Below are 17,069 nucleotides of genomic sequence, written 5' to 3'. Positions count from 1 at the left end.
GAGGTGAAACACGCTTGTAAAGTAAAAATTTAATTCAAGTGGATCGTTTGCTGGCATTTTATACAATCAGTAGACGTTTTCACTTGAAAACATTGCCTTGTGCACCCATTTTTACGGTACACTGTTACCTAGTCATGTTGGTAAGTTAACTTATTCGAAAGAATTAAGACGCAAATTAAGACATTTAGGACAACAACGGAGATATCCATGAGTAACCAAGCTCACATTTCAACCTCGCAGCGCAGCGAGACGGTATTGCAGACCAATAAAGTATTGCGTAACACGTATATGCTACTCGGTCTTACCCTGGCGTTTAGTGCGCTTACAGCATTCCTGTCAGCGAGCATGAATTTACCTCACCCTGGTTTGATTATTACCTTGGTTGGCTTTTATGGCTTGTTGTTCTTAGTACACAAAACTGCCAACAGCGGCGTCGGCTTGCTTTCAGTGTTCGCACTAACAGGCTTCATGGGTTACACCCTAGGTCCGATTCTTGGCATGATTAGTGCGATTGGCCCAACTGGCGATCAAATTATTATGACTGCGCTTGGCGGCACCGCCTTAATTTTCTTTGCGTTATCAGCTTATGTGCTAACAACCAAGAAAGATATGTCGTTTTTAGGCGGCATGATGATGGCATTATTTGTTGTGCTTATTGTTGCATTCATCGCCAACATTTTCTTGAATATGCCGGCATTAAGCTTGACGTTGTCAGCGTTATTTATCTTATTCTCAGCGGGCGCCATTTTAATGCAAACCAGCTCAATCATTCATGGCGGCGAGCGCAACTATGTTCTAGCAACCGTGACTCTTTACGTTTCGATTTATAATATTTTCGTCAGCCTGTTGAACATTCTTATGGCATTCGGCGGCGACGAATAAGCAAGGAAAACTCGTGGCGCGGATTGTCATTGCTTTACACGCAGCGCCTGCTGCTGACACCCCAGCCCAACATCGCAGCCTGTTAGCGTACCAATACGCGCAGGCTGCGCTTGTTTCTGGGCACCAGATTGATATGGTTTTTTTTTACAGTGACGCTGTTTTGCATGCCGCTAAGCGCCAAAATTCTGGTGCAGCACATCAAGCTGTTTCACAGTGGCAACTATTAGCAAGTCAGCATAATGTGCCGCTCGTTATTTGTAATACAGTAGCCGAAGTTGACCACCAAATGACGACAGAAGATTTGGTTTCACCGTTTCAGAACGGTGGCTTAACTGAATTTTCAATGGCGGCAGCTGCTGCCGATCACGTGATTCAATTTTAAAGGTTATCTTGTGAGTATTGCCGTTATTCAAACCCAAAATGCAAAGCACAACGTCGCCTGGCACGGTCAAGATATGCTACTCGCATTGGCGAGTATGGATCTCAATCCACAATTAATTCTCACCGGCGGCGGCATTGAGTTATGGTTAAACAACCATGATGAAATACGCAATAATCGCTCGCTACAAAAGCGTTATGCCATGCTGGAGTTATTCGACTGCCCTGCTCCTTGGATAAATCAGCGAGAGCTTGATGCGGTAGGTTATGATGCCGATGATTTTATTGCTGAAGTTGAAATTCTCGACGATGACGTGTGGCAGCAACGACTTGCAGATTTAACCAAAGTGCTTACCTACTAAAGGCCAACCATGATTGATACAGCTGCATTAGACCATCCAAAATCAGCGGTGCTCGTGGTACGTCATTGGCCAAGCGAGAAATGGCTAGCACAGTGGTTAAGCCCGAACGCAACGCTAATATTGAGTGAACAAGCGCTTATCGATGCAATCAATGATCCATCGCTAATTGAACGACTATCGATAACGCCCTACGCACTGCACAGCGAACTAAAACTATTAGGCGTTGATGAACTACCGGCTTCTATCATACAGCTTGGTGATGCGCGCTGGGTGGAGCTTTCTTTAGACGCATCAACGTACATGGTGTGGGATAACCCGCAAAGCTAATTTCTTTCACTGATAAATTATTCATTAGAGTAAAAGCATGTTTGAATTGAACGGACGCCAATACGAGACTGACAAGCACGAGTATTTAGCGCACTTTGATGAGTGGTCGCCAGAGCTTGCTGAATACATTGCGACGCTGGAAAATATTGAGCTAACCGATGCGCATTGGGAAGTTGTTCATTTCGTGCGGGAATTTTATCAAACTTACGATACTAGCCCAGCGATGCGGGTGCTGGTTAAAGCCATTGGACAAAGTTTGGGACCAGACAAAGCAAATAGTATGTATTTGTACAAATTATTTCCTAAAGGCCCAGCGAAGCAAGCGACGCGCATAGCGGGCTTACCTAAGCCCGCCAAGTGCATTTAGATTGTTTATGACGCATTGATTTGCGTCATTCCCCCCATATACGGCTGAAGCGCCACTGGAATCGCAACGGAACCGTCCGCTTGCTGGAAGTTTTCAAGTAAAGCCACTAAGGTACGGCCTACCGCCAAACCTGAACCGTTTAATGTATGCATTAATTCTGGTTTCTTCGCACCTTTACGGCGGAATCGCGCTTGCATACGGCGAGCTTGGAAATCCCACATGTTTGAGCACGAGCTAATTTCACGGTACTTACCTTGCGTTGGCAACCAAACCTCTAAATCGTAGGTTTTTGCTGCCCCAAAGCCCATATCGCCTGTACACAATAATACTTTCCGATATGGCAGTTCCAGCAATTGTAAAACTCGCTCCGCATGCCCTGTTAGTTTCTCTAGAGCATCCATTGAATCCTCTGGTTTCACCAGCCACACCAATTCAACTTTATCAAATTGATGCTGACGAATAAGTCCACGGGTATCACGACCGTGTGAACCTGCTTCGCTACGGAAGCATGGCGTATGGGCAGCATACTGTATTGGCAACTGGCTTTCGTCGGCAATCTCATCACGCCATAGATTTGTTAATGGTACTTCGGCTGTTGGAATTAATGACAACGGTACCTGATTTTCAGTTGCACCTTGCACATGGAACAAGTCTTCACCAAATTTTGGTAACTGCCCGGTGCCAAATAACGTGTCATGGTTCACTAAGTACGGTACATAAGTTTCTTGATAGCCGTGCTCAGCAGTGTGTAAATCCAGCATAAATTGGGTTAACGCCCGATGTAGACGTGCAATGTGGCCACGCAGCACGACAAAACGTGCACCAGCAAGCTTTGAACCAGCATCAAAATCCATTCCGTTGTTCAACGCGATGGCAACATCGACGTGATCTCTCGGTTCAAAACTGAACTGGCGTGGCTCGCCCCAACGACTAACTTCTACGTTGTCTTCTTCATCGGCGCCTAATGGTACTTCGGCGTCTGGTAAGTTTGGCACACCAGCGATAATGGTCTGTAATTCGTTTTGAACATCTGTGAGTTCTTGCTTGGCTGCTTCCAATTGCTCGCCGAGATCATCCACTGCGGCCAACAATGGCGCAATATCCTCACCTTTTGCTTTTGCCTGACCAATCGCTTTTGATCGGGAATTACGCTCTGCCTGAAGTGTTTCTGTACGAACTTGCAAGTCTTTACGCTTATTCTCCAGCGCATCAAGGCGTGCGACATCTAATTCAAAACCGCGAGTCGTTTTAAGACGTTCTGCAGTTTCTGTGAGTTCACTACGAAATAACTTAGCGTCTAACATGTGTTTCCCAAATCAAAAGTTATGACTTTAACCACAGCGCTAAGAGCACTGCAGCAATGCATCCAAAAGTATTTAAAAGTGCGTAAACAAGGGCTTTCAACCATTCACCCTGCTGTGCCATCAGTACCACATCGAGTGAAAATGTCGAAAATGTTGTAAAGGCACCTAGAACGCCAACACCGAGCAACAACCAAAGCTGTTGGTTCGCTCCTTCTTGTTGTACTTGCCAGGCGAATAACAGCGCCAGTAAAAATGAGCCTGTTATGTTAACTATTAGTGTGGCGAAAGGAAATAATTTGCTGAGATTAATTAACCACAATCCCATACCGTAGCGCGCCATGGCACCGATTGCTCCACCTATGGCTACCCACATCAAGTTAATCATCGTCGCCCCGCTGCCAAATACTGTTTTGATGTTGCTGATTCATCCAATTAAGCTTTTCTTGCAATTGCTTTTCAAGCCCGCGGTCATTCGGCTGATACAAGGTAACGCCCGCTATTGCACTCGGTAAATAGCGTTCACCCGCAACAAAAGCGTGCGGATAATCATGCGCATAGCGATAATCGACGCCATAACCTTCGGCTTGATGAAGTGACGTTGGGGCATTCGTCAGGTGTTTCGGTACCGGTAAATCAGGATACTGCTCAGCAAGCTTTTTCGCCTGATTAAACGCGCTATAAACCGCATTACTTTTCGGTGCCATTGCACAAAAAATTAAGGCCTGCGCAATCGCTCGTTCGCCTTCAGCTGGCCCTACGCGGGTAAAGGTATCCCACGCATTCAGCGCGAGTTGCATGGCGCGCGGATCGGCATTGCCGATATCCTCGGAGGCTATAGCTAAAATGCGTCGTGCCACTATTAAGGGGTCGCCACCACCTTGTAGAATGCGTGCATACCAATATAACGCGCCGTCTGGAGAGGAGCCGCGTACTGATTTATGTAGTGCTGAGAGCAGCTCGTAGTAGGCATCACCTTGTTTGTCGAATACCGCTTGGCGACTGCCGACAGCTTCTTGAACAAGGTTTAAATCGATCTGCTCATCGACCGCAGCATCAGCACAAATCTCAAGAAAATTAAGCGCTCGACGCGCATCACCAGCGGCAGCATAAATTAAATACTTGAGCGCATTTTCCGCCAGCACTAAATGGCGCGCTCCAAGGCCACGTTCGGTATCATCAAGCGCTTGGCGAATCACTTGCTCTATATCAGCATCATCAAGATGTTTTAATCGGTACACGCGGGTCCGCGATAACAAAGCATTGTTGAGCTCGAAAGCCGGATTCTCAGTGGTTGCGCCAACAAAAATAATGGTGCCATCTTCAATATGTGGCAAAAAGGCATCTTGTTGGCTTTTGTTAAAACGATGCACTTCATCTACAAATAACACGGTGCGCCGCTGTTGTGATTGGGCGCGTTGTTTTGCTGTATCAATAGCCGCACGAATGTCTTTCACGCCAGCTGTCACCGCACTAATTCTATCAAGCGTTGCTTCAGCGCTATGCGCCACCATCTCTGCTAAGGTTGTCTTCCCGGTGCCCGGAGGCCCCCACAGAATCATGGAATGCAAAAGCCCCCGGTTGATCGCTTCATAAAGCGGCTTACCAGGGGCTAAAAGATGCGACTGCCCAATATACTCATCAAGCCGCCGCGGCCGCATTCGTGCGGCTAGCGGCCTGAAATCCGGCTCTAAATTTAACCGACCGTTAACGTTGGTCATCCACGTCAATTCCTTCCGGCACCTCAAATTTAAATAAATCACGATTTAAAGCACGGTTGAGCTGAACGTTTTCAAGCTCGATGGTACTAATTTGACCTTGTCCGTCGTCTAGAATAATTCGTTGCAGTTTGGCTTGCTCGCCTTTTTCACTGAACACGAGTTGCAAACTCTGTGTGCTATCGGCGCTTGGCAATGGCTGCAATGCAAAGCTATTCGCTTCGGCTTTAACTTCGTAGTCTGCCCAAGCTTGACTATCACCATCTAACAACAACAATAACGGACTCTGTGCCACGGCTTCGGCTTGCGCATACACCGTTACCTGCTCAACAAATGGGTTGTAGTACCAAAGATTTTGGCCATCAGCTACCATCAAGGTTTCATCTGGTGCATCGGTTTGCCAATGTAATAAATTAGGTCGGGCAAGCGCCATATGACCATGTAGCTGCTGAACTAGCTCACCGTTCATATCGGTAACTTCTTGCGAGAAATCTGCTTCTAGGGTTGTTAAGCCATCAAGCCGCGTCAATAACGCTTGGCGGTCAGCGTCTGAAGCCATCGCAGGAAGCACCAGCGTTGCGCTCATCATAGTGCTTACAATAGTGCCTACAAAAACCGTCGAAACTTTCTTTAATACGTTCATAATTTATTCCGTTACCACTTCAAATTAATCGCGCGGTGGGCGCGGGGCGAGAACTTCGCGTTGGCCATTATTTCCAGCACTACTAACGACACCACTTGCTTCCATTTGTTCCACAATTCGAGCGGCGCGATTGTAACCAATTCTGAATTTACGCTGCACACTCGATACCGAAACACGACGCGTTTCAGTAACAAATGCAACGGCTTCGTCGTAAAGTGGGTCACTTTCCTCGTCGCCAAGATCAAGTTGCTCACCTGGCAACAAATTGTCTTCATCTAAACTACCGTTGAGTATTTCATCCAGATAGTTTGGCTTACCACGCTTTTTCCAGTCGGCAACAACGGCGTGAACTTCATGATCATCCACAAATGCACCGTGCACCCGCGTAGGTACACCGCTTCCAGGTGGCAGATAAAGCATATCACCTTGCCCCAACAGCTGATCTGCACCAGGCTGGTCAAGAATAGTACGCGAATCAATTTTGGACTGAACTTGGAACGCAATCCGCGTTGGAATATTGGCCTTGATCAAACCTGTGATAACGTCAACAGACGGCCGCTGCGTAGCCAAAATTAAATGAATTCCTGCGGCACGAGCCTTTTGTGCGATACGTGCGATAAGCTCTTCAACTTTTTTACCGACAATCATCATCATGTCGGCAAATTCGTCAATCACCACGACAATGCTTGGCAACTTCTCCAAGTATGGAGGCAATTCATCCATCGAATCACCCGGTTTCCATATCGGGTCACGTATCGGTTCACCCGCGTCTTTCGCTTCCTGTACCTTATGGTTATACCCCTTCAGGTTACGCACCCCAAGAGCCGACATTAATTTATAACGTCGTTCCATTTCGCCAACACACCAACGCAACGCATTCGCGGCATCTTTCATGTCAGTCACTACTTCCGTGAGCAGGTGTGGAATGCCCTCATATACCGACAGTTCAAGCATTTTCGGGTCAATCATGATTAAACGCACATCCTCTGGCGAGCTCTTATATAGCAAGCTGAGAATCATAACGTTAACACCCACTGATTTACCCGAGCCAGTGGTACCTGCGACCAAAAGATGCGGCATCTTAGCGAGATCGACTACCACGGGCGCACCGGAAATACCCTTACCAAGCACCATGGTTAATGGCGATTGACTTTGCTGGAATGCATCACAGGCAATGACTTCACTAAAAAATACCGTTTCACGAGATTTATTCGGCAATTCCAAGCCAACATATGATTTACCAGGAATCACTTCCACTACGCGCACCGAAATGGCACTTAGCGAACGTGCAATATCTTTATCAAGGTTTGAAATTTTTGAAACCTTAACACCGGGTGCCAAATCAAGTTCAAAGCGAGTGATTACCGGGCCAGGTTGCACGTTAGCAACCTTTACTTCGACGCCAAAGTCTTGCAATACCGCCTCAACGGTTTGGCTAATCTGTTGTAATTCTTCCGGTGTTAACGGATTACCCGTCTTATTCGGCCGATCAAGTAATTCAATCGATGGCAACGGATCAACGCTTAAAACGGGGGCTTCGTTATCGTCGTCATCGGTTCCTGCATTCTCAGTAGCTGGCGGCTGCTTAGGCTTTGGTTTAAAGCGAGCATCGTCAGACTTATTCGGTGCCTCTTTGGCCGATTTGAAATCATCGGTTATTTGTTCGCCAGGAAATGGTTCGTCATCATCAAGCGCCGACAACGTCAAATCTAAATCAAGCTCAGGCTCTTGCCGAATTGTTGTTGCCGGCAGTGTTTTCTGACTCGGCGATAATTTCTCGGGAGATTTCGGTTTGTCAGCTTTCACAGGACGCTCGTAACTTTGTGCTTTGTTTACGAGTTTCTTTACTAATCCAACTAAACCGACCGTTCCGGTGATGGTTACTTCACCCAACTTATCCGCTAACCAAATCCACGAAATACCTGTAACTAAAGTTAAACCGGTGCATAAAAAGGTTAATAACAACAGCGTGGTGCCAATAAGATTAAAGTATGGCAATAGTGACGAACTGATCACATCACCAACTACTCCACCGGCTGAAAATGAATAAATATCACTGAAATTAAGAGCAGCCAGCGCTGATGCGCCTACTAAGGTAAGAACCAAGCCAATTAACCGCAAACCAACGGCTAAATAATCAAGCTCGAGCAATTTGTGCGGCTGGCGAAACATCATATAGCCCAGTGAGGCCAAACCAAATGGAATTAAATACGCGACAAAGCCAAACGCAAACAGCAAAGCGTCAGCGAACCATGCGCCAATAGCGCCGGCAGCATTATGAATATTCCCTTCATAGCTTGTTTGTGACCAACTGGGGTCTGCTGGATTAAAGCTCGCTAATGCTAGAAATAGAAAGATAGCAAAAGCGCCGCAGAGTAAGAGCCCAACTTCTAAAACGCGTTGTACACCGCTCATATACCACTCCAGCTCACTGATTGACTTACCATAGGGTTCTGTCGTCCTTTTGTTCTGAGCTTCATATTCTTATTATTCTGAATTTCTTATTGAAGCTATTGTAACTTGCTTGACCACGTTATTCAGCTATTTATCCTGCCTTTTCTTAACCTTTAATGAGCACTTTATTATCGTCTTTTACTTCTTCCATCACCACATAAGTACGTGATTCATTCACGCCAGGCATGGTTAAGATGGTTTCGCCCAACAGCTTACGATACGCCGGCATGTCTGGCACGCGCGCTTTAATCAAAAAATCAAAATCGCCGGCTACAAGGTGACACTCGAGAATTTCAGGTGTTTTGCGCACGGCTTCACTAAATTCAGCGAAGGCATCGGACGATGTTCGTGTCAGTGTTATTTCTACAAACACCATTAAGTTTGCGCCGAGTTTAGCGGGATTGATACGGGCATGATAACTATCAATCACCCCTTCCCGTTCAAGCTTGCGTACACGCTCGTTACAGGCGGTAGGACTAAGACCAACGCGCTGAGCAAGATTAACGTTGCTGATGCGCCCATCGTCTTGCAGAATACGCAAAATCTTCCGATCAATTCTATCGATAGTTATTTCCACTGGATCTTCGGCATTAAACATTGTTTTTCTCTATTTTATATATTCCATACCTATTTATAGCCTATAAATCGACATAAAAAAAGTACGAAACACACCTACCTAATCATCTATAATTGCCGCCGAAATAAGTAGCTATCATAAAGCTATGTAACAAACTTAACGACAAGTCATTATCGGAGACGCACAACCATGCTAATTGGTGTACCTAAAGAGATTAAAAACCACGAGTATCGTATTGGATTAACCCCTGCGGCAGTTCGCGAATATGTTGCCCATGGTCATCAAGTGATGGTTGAGCAAAACGGCGGTTTAGCAATTGGTTTCACCAACGAAGATTACGAGCAAGCTGGTGCGACAATTGTTGCCGACGCCAAAGAGATTTTTGCTAAAGCAGAAATGATCATCAAGGTAAAAGAGCCACAGCCACACGAGTGTGAACAATTGCGTGAAGGCCAAATTCTTTATACTTACCTGCACCTTGCGCCAGACCCAGTGCAAACTGAATTGTTAGCAAAAGCTGGTGTAACCGCTATTGCCTACGAAACAGTAACCGACCGCAACGGCGGTTTGCCGTTATTAGCACCAATGAGTGAAGTGGCTGGCCGTATGTCGATTCAAGCCGGTGCTCACCATTTAGAGAAAGCGAATGGCGGTAGCGGCACCTTATTGGGTGGCGTCCCAGGTGTAGCGCCTGCGAAGGTACTCGTCATCGGTGGTGGCGTGGTTGGTACTCAGGCAGCGAAAATGGCTGTTGGTATGGGCGCAGATGTCACCATTCTCGACCGTTCGTTGCCGCGCTTACGTCAGTTAGACGATATCTTCGGTGGTCGCGTGAAAACTATCTATTCAACTGTTGATGCTATTGATGTGTTCTCTCGTGAAGCTGATTTAGTCATCGGTGCGGTTCTAATTCCTGGCGCTGCAGCACCGAAATTATTAACTCGCGAACACCTACAAAACATGAAACCTGGTTCTGTTGTTGTTGACGTCGCAATTGACCAAGGTGGCTGTTTTGAAACATCAAAAGCAACCACACACCAAGACCCAACCTACGTTGTTGAAGATGTTATTCACTACTGTGTAGCGAACATGCCAGGTGGTGTTGCGCGTACTTCAACTATCGCACTGAACAACGCCACCTTGCCATTTGGCTTGGCGTTAGCGAACAAAGGTTTGAAGGCGATGGCAGACGACCCGCATTTATTAAATGGCTTGAACATGCATAAAGGTAAAATCACTTACAAAGCAGTTCACGACGATTTAGGTGCACAGCTTGGCCTTGATTATCAAGACCCTGCGGAAGCTATCAAAGCGTAAACCGTTCTTGGCTTTTGTGCCGGAGCGATAGCTTGACAAGACCCGCCGTGGATTTCCACCGCGGGTCTCTTGTTTCAAGGGCTTGTAATCCCTACAATCACCCCCATAGTGTCAAGTATCTAGCCAAAAAATAAAGAACAACGGAGTACCAAACTTATGGCTGAAGCCAAACATTGCCGCCTGCTGATCCTCGGTTCAGGCCCAGCGGGTTACACCGCAGCTGTCTATGCGGCACGCGCAAACTTAAATCCTGTATTAGTCACCGGTATGCAGCAAGGCGGTCAGTTGACCACCACAACGGATGTCGAAAACTGGCCGGGCGATCCAGAAGGTCTTACTGGCCCTGATCTGATGGTTCGTATGCAACAGCACGCCGAAAAATTTAATACAGAAATGATTTTTGATCATATCAATCGCGTTGATTTTTCAAGCAAACCATTAAAATTGTTTGGTGATTCAGGCGAATACACAGCCGATGCCGTGATTATTGCAACCGGTGCTTCTGCGAAATATCTTGGATTAGACTCTGAAGAAGCATTTATGGGTCGCGGTGTTTCTGCCTGCGCAACCTGTGATGGTTTCTTCTATCGCAATCAAAAAGTAGCTGTCGTTGGCGGTGGTAATACAGCCGTTGAAGAAGCACTCTACTTAGCCAACATTGCCAGTGAAGTTCACGTGATTCATCGCCGTGATACCTTCCGTGCTGAAAAGATCTTAGTCGACCGACTAATGGACAAAGCCTCTAATGGCAACGTCACCTTGCATCTCAATAAAACTTTGGACGAAGTGTTAGGTGACGATGCTGGCGTAACCGGTGTACGTATTAAAGATACACAAGATGGCGCACTGTCTGAACTCGACGTGATGGGTTGCTTTATTGCCATTGGCCACCAGCCGAACACGGGTATTTTTGCCGATCAACTTGAGATGCACGATGGTTACATTGTGGTGAAATCAGGATTGCACGGTAATGCAACAGCAACCAGCGTTCCTGGCGTATTTGCTGCCGGCGACGTGATGGATCATATCTATCGTCAGGCAATTACCTCGGCAGGTACCGGCTGTATGGCTGCGCTCGATGCCGAACGCTACCTTGATGGATTAACCAAAGCTTAGGGCCTTGGTTAACCGCCTGGGGAAAAGAGAGAACTCTGGTGTTGTTTGAACTTACGACCAATTCGGTCTGGTTTCCATCGCCAGAGTTCGCTTTACGCGACCCCGATGGCCTACTCGCATTCGGTGGCGATTTGTCACCAGAACGTCTTATTGAAGCCTATAAACACGGTATTTTCCCTTGGTATAGCGCGGAAGACCCGATTTTATGGTGGAGTCCTGACCCACGCACGGTTTTTACCGCCGAAAGTCTTCATGTAAGCCGTTCTATGCAACGTTTTTTAAAACGAACGTCATTCCAAGTAACGTTGAACTACGCCTTCAACGAAGTCATACAAGCCTGCGCGAATGTTCACGAACGCGCAAACCGAGGCGTTTGGATACACCCCGAAATGCAATTAGCCTATACTAGGCTGCATCAATTGGGCCACGCTCATTCGGTGGAAGTATGGTACGAAAGTCAGTTAGTTGGCGGGCTATATGGTATGAGTGTTGGTAATATCTTTTGCGCTGAGAGTATGTTTCACACTCAAACCAACGCCAGCAAAACGGCGCTGCTCGTTTTCGCTCACGAGTTCTTCGCCGCCGGCGGTCAATTGATTGACGCCCAAATTCGCAATGAGCACACGACAAGCCTTGGCGCCCAAGATATTTCGCGGCAACATTATTTGCGTAAATTACGCACACAAAAGAGTACATTGCGTACAAATTTCTGGACACCGACCCGTCTAAAAGCTTGAACAATCAAGATAAGCAGTGGCAATTGTCATTAAAAACGGCTAAAATTCTGCCACTTTTCGCGGCGTAAGCCTTATTACGTTAGCAATTTAATAAAATTTGCGACTTCATCGCATCATTAGAAAATTTATCGAGGACTTGAATGGCAAAAGAAGACAGTATTGAAATGCAAGGCACGGTATTAGAAACCCTGCCGAATACAATGTTTCGTGTTGAGCTAGAGAACGGCCACGTGGTGACCGCTCATATTTCTGGCAAAATGCGCAAGCACTACATTCGCATTTTAACCGGTGACACTGTCACGGTGCAGCTTACTCCTTACGACCTAACCAAAGGCCGTATCGTCTTCCGCGCCCGTTAATTCAGGCCACTCGCGGTTCAATCAGTGGTTGAACCGCGCGCCTCCCGCTCTTCAATTTTAAGTTCTAACTGACCTTTCGCAACGGACACGGTAACCGCACCACCATGAGCGAGTTTTCCAAACAAAATTTCGTTCGCTAATGGTTTTTTCAGGTGCTCCTGAATCACTCGCGCCATTGGTCGTGCCCCCATCGCTTTATCGTAACCTTTTTCGGCTAACCAGCGAATCGCGGCCGGCTCAAGTTCAAGCGACACATGTTTCTTATCCAACTGCGCTTGAAGCTCGCAAATAAACTTATCAACCACCTGCTCTATCACTTCTTGATTCAAGTGATTGAACCAGACGATGCCGTCTAAGCGATTACGAAATTCCGGTGAGAATGTCCGATTAATCTCAACCATTGCATCAGGCGCATGATCTTGCTGTTGAAAACCAATTGACTGACGCACTGTTTCTTGCACGCCAGCGTTGGTTGTCATCACCACAATCACATTTCTAAAATCAGCTTTGCGGCCGTTATTATCGGTCAATGTTCCGTGATCCATTACTTGCAACAGAATGTTATAAATGTCGCTATGTGCTTTCTCGATTTCATCTAACAGCAACACGCAATGCGGATGTTTGATCACCGCATCGGTTAATAAACCACCCTGTTCAAAACCCACGTAGCCTGGCGGTGCACCAATCAAACGGCTCACGGCATGGCGTTCCATGTATTCCGACATATCAAACCGAACAAATTCGATACCCAATACTTTTGCTAGCTGCTGGGTTATTTCAGTTTTGCCAACCCCGGTAGGGCCAGCAAATAGAAACGAGCCGATTGGCTTATGTTCTTGCCCTAATCCTGAACGCGATAACCGAATTGCAGCCGTCAGTTGATCAATGGCTTGATCTTGTCCAAACACCACGAGTTTCAAATTACGGTCGAGATTTTTCAAAATCTGCTGATCGCTGCGCGATACCGATTGTTCTGGAATACGGGCAATTTTTGCAATAATACTTTCAATATCTTGCACACCAATGGTTTTTTTGCGTTTCGATGGCGGCAATAATCGCTGACTGGCGCCGGCTTCATCCAGTACATCAATCGCTTTGTCTGGCAAATGACGCTCGTTGATGTAGCGCGCCGATAGCTCCGCTGCTGCCCGAATTGCTGGCTGGGTATATCGAATGCCATGATGTTCCTCATAGCGTTCTTTTAACCCCTGTAGAATTCGCGTGGTATCGTCAACCGAAGGCTCTGCGACATCAATCTTTTGAAAACGGCGCACCAACGCGCGATCTTTCTCAAAAATATTTTTATATTCAGTGTATGTGGTCGAACCAATGCATTTAAGTTCACCGCTACTCAACAGCGGTTTCAGTAGGTTAGAAGCATCTAATACCCCACCGCTGGCGGCACCCGCACCGATAATCGTGTGAATTTCATCAATAAATAAAATAGCATCAGGTTGTTCGGCGAGTTCTTTCAATAATTGCTTAAAACGCTTCTCAAAATCACCGCGGTATTTAGTGCCGGCTAATAGCCCGCCCATATCTAACGAATAAATGACAGCGTTATGCATTACCTCTGGCACATCATCCGTTACAATTCGATGTGCTAAACCTTCCGCAATTGCAGTTTTACCTACCCCAGCTTCGCCTACCAATAGCGGGTTGTTCTTGCGGCGACGACAGAGTACCTGAATGCAACGCTCCAACTCAAAATCGCGGCCGATTAATGGATCAATTTTACCCTCGCGAGCGCGCGCATTTAAATTCGTACAGAAACGTTTCAGAAAGCTCTGCTGTTCTTCGGCTTGTGCTTCAATTGTCTCGGCATCGCTACTATCGGTTTGCGATGATTCATCATCAATTTTCGTCATCCCGTGCGATAAATAATGAACCACATCAAGCCGTGTAATATCGTGTTTATTTAATAAATACACCGCATGGGATTCTTGTTCACCGAAAATCGCCACCAACACATTAGCGCCGGTTACTTCGCTGTTACCTGAAGATTGAACGTGGAATACGGCACGTTGCAATACACGCTGAAAACCCAGCGTCGGTTGCGTATCCGTGTCAGCACTCTCATCATCGAAACTCGGTGTACTGCGGTCAACGTAGCTCAATAATTCTTGCTTTAACTGAGTGAACTCTAGCCCACATGCACGCAAAGCTTGCGCAGCTTCTGGATTATCCAGCAACGCTAATAGGAGATGCTCTACCGTCATTAACTCGTGACGGTGGTCTCGGGCTAACCGAAACGCATCATTTAATGTAATTTCTAGCGCTTTATTTAACATGAGCTACTCCTTAAAAGGCTCAGTGTACAGCTTGCAAGCCTCAGGCTTTTTCCATTGAGCACAACAACGGATGTTGGTGCTCACGGGCATACTGGTTCACTTGTACTACTTTGGTTTCCGCAATTTCTGCAGAATAGACGCCACAAATGGCACGTCCTTTATAATGAATGGTCAACATCGTATCGGTTGCCCGCTCTTGATCCATTCGAAAAAACTTAATCAATACTTCAACGACAAAATCCATCGGGGTGTAGTCGTCATTATTTAATATCACCTTATACATCGGTGGCGGCTGTAACTTTTGCTTTTCTGCAACGCGTTCGCTGCCTTGTTGGTGATGATCTGCCATACCCATGGATGACCCTTTCTTTATATATAGTAGCTATTTGCGCAAATGGCTTAAAAATTTGTAAGTTCGGTGAAAAATACCCACCTTCCGACTCAATTTGTTCACAAAACAATCAAAAAACGGCTTGACTATCACCAGAACTCACCTAGAGTAAAACATGGTGTTAACAAAGCGACATTTCAAGTGTTTCGAACATGTCGGTTGGTTAGCAACCATTCTAACAATAACTAAATTTTAAATGCAGAATAAAGGAAGTAGAAGTATGGCAACCGGTAAAGTGAAATGGTTCAATAATTCCAAGGGTTTTGGCTTTATCGAGGCAGAAGATCGCGAAGGCGATATTTTTGCGCATTACTCAACGATTGATATGGAAGGCTATCGCACGCTGAAAGCTGGACAAGATGTTGAGTTTCAACTCGAGGAAGGTCCAAAAGGTCTTCATGCAACCAACATTATTCCGGTGCAAGGTAAGTAAATAACACGCCGCACGCACCATTTAAAACGCCGACTTTTAGGTCGGCGTTTTTCGTTCTGTCCTGCTCGAGTTTAACTATCAATGCCAAAATAACGGCGTAATTGGTCACGCAAATTCGGTGGCGTGCCGTGAATCGTTAATTTATCCGAATGCGCATCATATTCTACTCGAGCACCAAGTAACTCTTGGTCAAAGCCAACACTCAAGCCACCACCTTGTCCTTGAAACTTCACCAGTTTACGCAGTGTACTTCTATCTGCTCGAATTTCTTCTGGTAACGGTTGTGCTTGCTCAGCGGTGAAATCTGCAAAACTTCGCTCCGCTGGTACAGCCTGTTGTAACTGCTCCGATAAATCTTTGACGCGCACCGGTTCGTTACTTTTCCATGAATTGTCACAGATATCATACACCGATTTACGCAATGTATTGGCCTGTTCGGTAGGAATCTCAGAAGCTTTCACATAGTCGTGCAGGCTTTCAACTAACTGTTGTGATTGCTTTTTCGCGTTTAAACCTTCCGCACATCCTAAAAAATCTAGGAAGAAATCAGAGACTTTGCGCCCAACCCGGCCTTTAATAAATGAGATATACGTCGCTGATTCTGGCTCTTCTTGCCACTCAGTCAGGTTAATCGTGGCTGCTAATTGAACCTTATTAATATCAAGCTGTGATGAACGATCCACTGACAAATCCGGGGCAATGGAAACACCTTCTTTACTCGGCAGGAATGCGACGACTAAATAATCCTGGCCCAGCTCGGTGTAGCTTGCGATTACCAAAAAACCATCTTCTAAAATGCCATAGTGCTGCAGTTGTTGATGAAGAATCTTTGCCGCCTGCTGCGAAAAGCCAACAAATTCGTCTTCACCCTTCCGCCAAGCTTTCAATTTATCAGGAAACTCACTTATTTGATGTTCTTCGGCATCATCGTTGACGGGGTCAATAAAGCGCGCATAACCTTTGCTTGGTTTCGCGTTATAGACTTCAGTTAACTCACTCAACAACAGACCAACTTCGTCATTAATTGCCAGTGTTGTCGGTGCCACCCGCAGACCAATCTGCCCGTCATTGGTATAGAATTGATGGATAATGCTATGTTTCACATCAGCTTGCATGTTATCTCGGTGTCCTCTGTGATTCCCTGTGATACTATGTGTGCTAGTTTAACATGTTGAGATTTAAAACCATGCCGATTGTTTCGAAATACGATGTAAAAACCCAACAACAACTACTTGATGCTGTGATTGATGTCTTGAATCAACACAAAGCACCAACCGATTTAGCCTTGATGACGCTCGGCAATGCCGTTTCAAATATCATTAATGCCAGCTATAAATCAGAAGATGCGTACAAGGTTGCTGAACAATTTGGCAAAGTACTGCTACAATCGATGGAAAAACAAGCATAAAGGTTCAG

The 17,069-nt window shown here is 46.1% G+C and carries 20 protein-coding genes; 11 read left to right on the top strand and 9 right to left on the bottom strand.

The genetic code is table 11. The features are described from left to right. Positions 1 to 207 precede the first annotated feature (207 nt). From LG272_RS07825 to LG272_RS07805, 5 genes are read left to right on the top strand one after another with little or no spacing between them, the layout of a single operon-like run. Positions 208 to 882 (top strand): Bax inhibitor-1/YccA family protein, encoded by a 675-nt coding sequence (locus LG272_RS07825; RefSeq protein ID WP_126758791.1) that lies wholly within the window; start codon positions 208 to 210, stop codon positions 880 to 882. Between the two features lie 13 nt (positions 883 to 895). Next, positions 896 to 1,264 (top strand): DsrE/DsrF/TusD sulfur relay family protein, encoded by a 369-nt coding sequence (locus LG272_RS07820; protein WP_404407780.1) that lies wholly within the window; start codon positions 896 to 898, stop codon positions 1,262 to 1,264. A gap of 10 nt (positions 1,265 to 1,274) precedes the next feature. Beyond that, positions 1,275 to 1,622 (top strand): DsrE family protein, encoded by a 348-nt coding sequence (locus tag LG272_RS07815; RefSeq protein WP_404407778.1) that lies wholly within the window; start codon positions 1,275 to 1,277, stop codon positions 1,620 to 1,622. A 9-nt stretch (positions 1,623 to 1,631) separates the two neighbouring features. After that, positions 1,632 to 1,949 (top strand): hypothetical protein, encoded by a 318-nt coding sequence (locus LG272_RS07810; protein ID WP_404407776.1) that lies wholly within the window; start codon positions 1,632 to 1,634, stop codon positions 1,947 to 1,949. A 37-nt stretch (positions 1,950 to 1,986) separates the two neighbouring features. Then, the gene (locus tag LG272_RS07805; protein ID WP_126758787.1) at positions 1,987 to 2,316 is read left to right on the top strand and encodes a TusE/DsrC/DsvC family sulfur relay protein; all 330 of its coding nucleotides are present in this window, start codon (positions 1,987 to 1,989) and stop codon (positions 2,314 to 2,316) included. Positions 2,317 to 2,321: 5 nt separating this feature from the next. Here the strand turns inward: LG272_RS07805 and serS are convergent, their stop codons facing one another. The 6 genes from serS to lrp all read right to left on the bottom strand — a co-directional run bounded on the left by serS (position 2,322) and on the right by lrp (position 9,030). Further along, positions 2,322 to 3,620 carry a serine--tRNA ligase gene (gene serS / locus LG272_RS07800; RefSeq protein WP_404407774.1) on the bottom strand — a complete coding sequence of 433 codons (1,299 nt, stop codon included), beginning with the start codon at positions 3,618 to 3,620 and terminating at the stop codon, positions 2,322 to 2,324. A gap of 19 nt (positions 3,621 to 3,639) precedes the next feature. Continuing rightward, complete coding sequence (gene crcB, locus LG272_RS07795) at positions 3,640 to 4,005, bottom strand: fluoride efflux transporter CrcB (RefSeq protein ID WP_404407772.1); 366 nt, start codon at positions 4,003 to 4,005, stop codon at positions 3,640 to 3,642. Continuing rightward, positions 3,998 to 5,338: a replication-associated recombination protein A gene (locus LG272_RS07790; protein WP_404407770.1), complete on the bottom strand. Its 1,341-nt coding sequence runs from the start codon at positions 5,336 to 5,338 to the stop codon at positions 3,998 to 4,000. Before LG272_RS07790 ends, crcB begins: the two co-directional genes overlap by 8 nt. Further along, positions 5,325 to 5,978 carry an outer membrane lipoprotein chaperone LolA gene (lolA, locus tag LG272_RS07785; RefSeq protein ID WP_404407768.1) on the bottom strand — a complete coding sequence of 218 codons (654 nt, stop codon included), beginning with the start codon at positions 5,976 to 5,978 and terminating at the stop codon, positions 5,325 to 5,327. Before lolA ends, LG272_RS07790 begins: the two co-directional genes overlap by 14 nt. A 24-nt stretch (positions 5,979 to 6,002) precedes the next feature. Further along, positions 6,003 to 8,393, bottom strand: a complete 2,391-nt coding sequence (locus LG272_RS07780) for a DNA translocase FtsK (RefSeq protein ID WP_404407766.1) — start codon at positions 8,391 to 8,393, stop codon at positions 6,003 to 6,005. 145 nt (positions 8,394 to 8,538) lie between these two features. Then, positions 8,539 to 9,030: a leucine-responsive transcriptional regulator Lrp gene (gene lrp / locus LG272_RS07775; protein ID WP_126758781.1), complete on the bottom strand. Its 492-nt coding sequence runs from the start codon at positions 9,028 to 9,030 to the stop codon at positions 8,539 to 8,541. A 168-nt stretch (positions 9,031 to 9,198) separates the two neighbouring features. On the opposite strand from lrp, the gene ald reads away from it, so the two are divergent. The 4 genes from ald to infA all read left to right on the top strand — a co-directional run bounded on the left by ald (position 9,199) and on the right by infA (position 12,538). Further along, positions 9,199 to 10,326: an alanine dehydrogenase gene (gene ald / locus LG272_RS07770; protein WP_126758780.1), complete on the top strand. Its 1,128-nt coding sequence runs from the start codon at positions 9,199 to 9,201 to the stop codon at positions 10,324 to 10,326. A gap of 156 nt (positions 10,327 to 10,482) precedes the next feature. Further along, entirely contained in the window at positions 10,483 to 11,442 is a 960-nt protein-coding gene (trxB, locus tag LG272_RS07765; protein ID WP_126758779.1) for a thioredoxin-disulfide reductase, read from the top strand. A gap of 38 nt (positions 11,443 to 11,480) precedes the next feature. Further along, positions 11,481 to 12,179, top strand: a complete 699-nt coding sequence (aat, locus tag LG272_RS07760; protein WP_404407763.1) for a leucyl/phenylalanyl-tRNA--protein transferase — start codon at positions 11,481 to 11,483, stop codon at positions 12,177 to 12,179. A gap of 140 nt (positions 12,180 to 12,319) precedes the next feature. Beyond that, positions 12,320 to 12,538 (top strand): translation initiation factor IF-1, encoded by a 219-nt coding sequence (gene infA, locus LG272_RS07755; protein WP_054487875.1) that lies wholly within the window; start codon positions 12,320 to 12,322, stop codon positions 12,536 to 12,538. Positions 12,539 to 12,555: 17 nt separating this feature from the next. On the opposite strand, the gene clpA is transcribed toward infA, so the two are convergent. Both clpA and clpS read right to left on the bottom strand, forming a co-directional pair. Beyond that, positions 12,556 to 14,829 (bottom strand): ATP-dependent Clp protease ATP-binding subunit ClpA, encoded by a 2,274-nt coding sequence (gene clpA / locus LG272_RS07750; protein ID WP_126758777.1) that lies wholly within the window; start codon positions 14,827 to 14,829, stop codon positions 12,556 to 12,558. 40 nt (positions 14,830 to 14,869) lie between these two features. Then, complete coding sequence (clpS, locus tag LG272_RS07745; RefSeq protein WP_126759360.1) at positions 14,870 to 15,178, bottom strand: ATP-dependent Clp protease adapter ClpS; 309 nt, start codon at positions 15,176 to 15,178, stop codon at positions 14,870 to 14,872. Between the two features lie 262 nt (positions 15,179 to 15,440). Between clpS and cspD the strand changes: the two genes are divergently transcribed. Further along, positions 15,441 to 15,653: a cold shock domain-containing protein CspD gene (gene cspD / locus LG272_RS07740; protein ID WP_126758776.1), complete on the top strand. Its 213-nt coding sequence runs from the start codon at positions 15,441 to 15,443 to the stop codon at positions 15,651 to 15,653. Positions 15,654 to 15,724: 71 nt separating this feature from the next. Here cspD and yejK read toward each other — a convergent pair whose 3' ends face one another. Further along, positions 15,725 to 16,768, bottom strand: coding sequence for a nucleoid-associated protein YejK (gene yejK / locus LG272_RS07735; RefSeq protein WP_404407760.1), 1,044 nt, complete (start codon positions 16,766 to 16,768; stop codon positions 15,725 to 15,727). A 71-nt stretch (positions 16,769 to 16,839) separates the two neighbouring features. On the opposite strand from yejK, the gene LG272_RS07730 reads away from it, so the two are divergent. Then, the gene (locus LG272_RS07730) at positions 16,840 to 17,061 is read left to right on the top strand and encodes a DUF1414 domain-containing protein (protein ID WP_092854893.1); all 222 of its coding nucleotides are present in this window, start codon (positions 16,840 to 16,842) and stop codon (positions 17,059 to 17,061) included. Positions 17,062 to 17,069: the final 8 nt, after the last annotated feature.

The sequence above is a fragment of the Pseudidiomarina marina genome (genome assembly GCF_044807045.1).
GTDB lineage: Bacteria > Pseudomonadota > Gammaproteobacteria > Enterobacterales > Alteromonadaceae > Pseudidiomarina > Pseudidiomarina marina.
The sequence above is the reverse complement of the archived record's forward strand: the minus strand, read 5'-3'. Positions and strand labels throughout refer to the sequence as shown.